The organism is Delftia sp. ZNC0008, assembly GCF_000799035.1.
Classification (GTDB): domain Bacteria; phylum Pseudomonadota; class Gammaproteobacteria; order Burkholderiales; family Burkholderiaceae_C; genus Comamonas; species Comamonas tsuruhatensis.
The window spans coordinates 1-4661 of the sequence record NZ_JTKZ01000289.1 but is presented as its reverse complement, the minus strand read 5'-3'; the positions used below and the strand labels follow the sequence as shown (position 1 = coordinate 4661).

5 protein-coding genes are annotated in these 4661 nt (G+C 69.8%); all 5 read right to left on the bottom strand.

The window, feature by feature from the left end; genetic code table 11:
* On the bottom strand, window positions 1-448 hold a 448-nt coding region (locus L995_RS09755), incomplete at its 3' end, for an ATP-binding cassette domain-containing protein (protein WP_047471260.1).
* A gap of 15 nt (window positions 449-463) precedes the next feature.
* Entirely contained in the window at window positions 464-1315 is an 852-nt protein-coding gene (gene ssuC, locus L995_RS09750) for an aliphatic sulfonate ABC transporter permease SsuC (RefSeq protein ID WP_012206436.1), read from the bottom strand.
* Between the two features lie 11 nt (window positions 1316-1326).
* Entirely contained in the window at window positions 1327-2487 is a 1161-nt protein-coding gene (gene ssuD / locus L995_RS09745) for an FMNH2-dependent alkanesulfonate monooxygenase (RefSeq protein ID WP_012206437.1), read from the bottom strand.
* Window positions 2488-2525: 38 nt separating this feature from the next.
* Window positions 2526-3581 (bottom strand): aliphatic sulfonate ABC transporter substrate-binding protein, encoded by a 1056-nt coding sequence (locus L995_RS09740; RefSeq protein WP_047471257.1) that lies wholly within the window; start codon window positions 3579-3581, stop codon window positions 2526-2528.
* A 23-nt stretch (window positions 3582-3604) separates the two neighbouring features.
* Window positions 3605-4606, bottom strand: coding sequence for a sulfonate ABC transporter substrate-binding protein (locus L995_RS09735; RefSeq protein ID WP_197065125.1), 1002 nt, complete (start codon window positions 4604-4606; stop codon window positions 3605-3607).
* Between the last annotated feature and the right edge of the window lie 55 nt (window positions 4607-4661).

Genomic DNA, 4661 nt, shown 5'->3' with positions numbered 1-4661 from the left:
CCGCGTAGGGCAGCAGGCGCGCGTCCTGGAACATGATGCGCGTGCCACCCTGCGCGCCCTGCACGGCGCGGGCGGGCTCGCCGTCCAGCAGCAGGGTGCCGGCCGTGGCCTGCTCCAGGCCTGCGACCAGGCGCAGCAAGGTGCTCTTGCCGCAGCCGCTGCGGCCCACGATGGCGACGAATTCGCCAGGCTCCACCTGCAGCTGCACTTCGTGCAGCACCTCGCGCTGACCGTAGCGCTTGGTCAGCCCGCCGGCCTGCAGGCGCACGCCAGGGCGCGGTGCGGATTGGGGGGATGCGGACTGCGGCGCATCGTCGTTCTGGGCCAGGCGGTCGCTGACGTCCAGGCCATCGGCGTCGAACGAGGCCTCCCAGGCCATCGCCGGCGCGGTGGTGTTCAGCTCCACGGCCTGTGCCAGCGTGGTCTTCATGCGGTTCCATCGGCTCATGTCGTGCTCCTTGTGTCACTTGGGCTGGTAGCCCGGATGCCAGCGCAGCCACCAGTGCTCCAGCGCACGCGCAAACCAGTCGGCCAGCTTGCCCAGCAGGGCGTACAGCAGGATGCCGACCAGCACCACGTCGGTCTGCAGGAACTCGCGGGCGTTCATGGTCAGGTAGCCGATGCCCGACTGCGCCGAGATGGTCTCGGCCACGATCAGGATCACCCACATCAGGCCCAGCGAAAAACGCAGGCCCACCAAGATGGAGGACAGCGCGCCCGGCAGGATGACCTCGCGGTACAGCTGCCAGCGCGTGAGGCCGTAGCTGCGCCCCATCTCGATCAGCGCCGGATCCACATTGCGTATGCCATGGAAGGTGTTCAGGTAGATGGGAAAGAACACCGACACGCTGATCAGGAACAGCTTGGCGCTCTCGTCGATGCCGAACCACAGGATGACCAGCGGAATCAGCGCCAGCGCGGGGATGTTGCGCACCATCTGGATGGTGGAGTCCAGCAGCGTCTCCGCCCAGCGCAGCGAGCCCGTGAGCAGGCCCAGCGCCAGCCCCAGCCCGCCGCCGATGGCCAGGCCACCCAGCGCGCGGCCCGCGCTCACCTGCACATGCTTGAGCAGCTCTCCCGACTCGGCCAGCGCCTGCGCGGCGCGCAGCACATCCAGCGGAGCGGGCAGCACCCGCGTGGACAGCCAGCCCCACGCCGAGGCGGCCTGCCAGACGGCGATCAGCGCCAGCGGCACCAGCCAGGGCACCAGGCGGCGGCCCACGCCGGCCGCAAAGCGCAGCAGCGGCGACCAGGCATCGCCGGCCGGGGGGGCCGAGGAGGCCGGCAGCGCAGTAACGGTACGTGCATCGGACATGCGTGACTCCCTCAGCTTTGCGACGCGCGCGGCGAGTACAGGTTGGCAACGGTCTCGCCCAGCGGCCCGCCCACGCCGCCAGCCAGCCTGTCGCGCACGGACAGCGGCAGCAGCGGGAAGACCAGCTCGGCAAAGCGGTAGGCCTCTTCCAGGTGCGGATAGCCGGACAGCACGAAGGTGTCTATGCCAAGGTCCGCGTACTCCTTGATGCGGTCGGCCACGGTCTGCGCATCGCCCACCAGGGCCGTGCCCGCGCCGCCGCGCACCAGGCCCACGCCGGCCCAGAGGTTGGGGCTGATCTCCAGCTCGGCCCGCGTGCGGCGGCTGCCGCCGGCATGCAGGGCGGCCATGCGGCGCTGGCCTTCCGAGTCCATGCGCGCGAAGGCGGCCTGGGCCTGGACCACGGTCTCGTCCTTGAGGCGGCTGATCAGGCGATCGGCATCGGCCCAGGCCTCGTCCTCGGTCTCGCGCACGATGACGTGCAGGCGGATGCCGAACTTCACGCTGCGGCCATGGCGCGCCGCCTTCTCGCGCACATCGGCAATCTTCTTGGCCACCTCGGCCGGGGGCTCGCCCCAGGTCAGGTAGGCATCGACCTGCTCGGCGGCCAGGTCGTGCGCGGCTTCGGACGAACCGCCGAAGTACACGGGCGGATACGGCTTTTGCAGCGGCGGGAACAGCAGCTTGGCGCCCTTGACCGAGAGGTGTTCACCTTCGTAGTCGAGCGTGCCGCCCTCATGGCTGCGCTCAAGGATCTCGCGCCAGATGCGGATGAACTCGGCCGATTGCTCGTAGCGCTGCGCATGGTCGAGGAAGACGCCGTCGCCCTCCAGCTCGGCGCGGTCGCCGCCCGTGACCAGGTTGATCAGCAGCCGCCCGCCCGACAGGCGGTCGAACGAGGCCGCCATGCGCGCCGCCAGGCTGGGCTGGTGCAGGCCGGGACGCACGGCGACCAGGAACTTCAGGCGCCTGGTGACCGGAATCAGGCTGGAGGCGACGACCCAGGGGTCCTCGCAGGAGCGGCCCGTGGGAATCAGCACGCCCTCGTAGCCCAGGCTGTCGGCCGCGATGGCGACCTGCTTGACATAGTCGTGGCTGAGCGGGCGGGCGCCCTCGGCCGTGCCGAGGTAGCGGCTGTCGCCGTGGGTGGGAATGAACCAGAAAACCTGCATGCGCTGCTCCAGTCAGGGGACGGAATCGAGGAAGGAAATCAAAGGGCGGAAGAAGGCCGCGCCGCCACCGGCTCGGCCAGCCGCGCGTACTCGGCCGCCGAGGGTCGCCAGACGATGTCGGCCACCTGCACCTGGCGCGGAATCAGGCCCAGCCGAAAAAACGCATCGGCCACGCGCTGCTGGTCTACCACGGTCTGCGCAGCCAGCAGGCCCACGGGGGAGCTGGGCCGGCGCGCAATGAAGCGGCTGACCACCGCCGCATCCAGGCCGCTGAAGCCGGCCACCAGGGCCACGGCCTCCTGGCGTGCGCTCTGGGCCAGGCGATCGGCGCGCGTGAGCTCGTCGAACAGCGCGCGCAGCACCTGCGGATGGCGCTCCACCAGGCCGCGCGCGGCCAGGTAGAACGAGGCGTTGCCCGACAGGCCTTCGCTATTGGCCAGCACGCGCGGGCGAATCGCCAGCTCGGTGGCCGCGTAGAACGGGTCCCAGATGACCCAGGCGTCCACGCTCTTGCGCTCGAAGGCGGCGCGCGCATCGGCCGGGGCCAGGTACACGGGCTGGATCTCGTTCCAGGCCAGGCCCGCCTTGTCCAGCGCACGCACCAGCAGGTAATGGGCGCTGGAGCCTTTTTGCAGCGCCACGCGCCGGCCCTTGAGATCGGCCAGGGCGCGCAGCGGCGAGTCCGATGGCACGAGAATCGCCGAGCTCTCGGGCTTGGGCGGCTCGGCGCCCACGTACAGCAGGTCACGGCCCGCGGCCTGGGCAAAGACCGGGGGTGAATCGCCGGTCAGGCCGAAATCCAGGCTGCCTGCGGCCAGGGCCTCCAGCAGTTGGGGGCCGGCCGGAAACTCCAGCCAGCTGACCTTGGTGCCCGCAAAGCGCTTTTCCAGCACGCCCTGCTGCTTGAGGATGACCAGGTTGACGGCCGACTTCTGGTAGCCGATGCGCAACTGCTCGGGTCCGGCCACGGCGGCCGGCGTCTCGGCGCGTGCGTACTGGCCGGCCAGGCTCCAGCTGAAGGCGGTGGTGCCCAGCAGTTGCAGGGCCTGGCGGCGCACGCGGTCCAGGCGGGGCTTCTTGGGGATGGCGTTCATGGTGCGGACTCCTTGCAGTGGGCTCAGGGGCGCGACGCGATCAGGTCCACCGGCGCGGCATGCAGCAGGTTGAGCTTGCGGGGGATGAGCTTGAGTTCGAAGAAGGTGTCGGCGATCTGCTGCTGCTCGGCCAGGATCTCGCGCGTCACGGACGAGGTGCCGAAGCGTGCGCGGCTCAGGTACAGCTCGGTGATGGACTTGTCCAGGCCCAGGATGCTGGACAGCTCGGCGGCCGCCGCCGTCTGGTTCTTCGAGGCCCAACGGTCAATCCCATCGACCTCTTCGATGGCAATGCGCAGCACATCGGCATTGCGCGTGGCGAAATCGCGCGAGGTGAAGTAGTAGGCGCGGTTGTTGACCACGCCCGTGGCATCGGCCAGCAGGCGGGCGTCCAGCGTCTTTTGCGCGGCAGCCAGGAAGGGGTCCCAGATCAGCCAGGCATCGACGGAGCCCCGCTCGAAGGCGGCGCGCGCATCGGCCGGCGCCAGGAAGACGGACTGCACATCGCCGTACTTCAGGCCATGCTTTTCCAGCAGCTTGACCAGGAAGTACTGCACGTTCGAGCCCTTGTTGTAGGCCACGCGCTTTCCCTTGAGGTCCTGCACGCTGCGGATGGGCGAATCCTTGGGCACGATCACCGCCTCCAGCCCGGGGCGCGGCACGGTGGCGCCCGCATAGACCAAAGGTGCGCCTGCGGCCTGCGCAAAGATGGGCGGGGCCTCGCCCACATCGCCGAAGTCGATGGAGCCCACGTTCAGCGCCTCCAGCTGCACGGGGCCGGCGTTGAACTCGATCCAGCGCACCGACACGCCCAGCGGCGCCAGCCGCTTTTCCAGCGTGCCCCGGCTCTTCAGGATGGACAGCCAGCCCTTTTGGTGGCCCACGCGCAGCACGCGGTCACCCGCCTTGTCCTGGGCCAGGGCCGGGCCGCCCACCGTGGCGGCTGCTGCGGCAAGGCCCGCGCCCAGCAGTTGGCGTCGGCGCCAGTTGGCTGTGTGTCGGGGGAAAGAATCAAACGAGACCATGACGGACATCCTTGGAAGAGTGGTGCGTGGTGCGCGGCGCACAGGCAAAACGCGG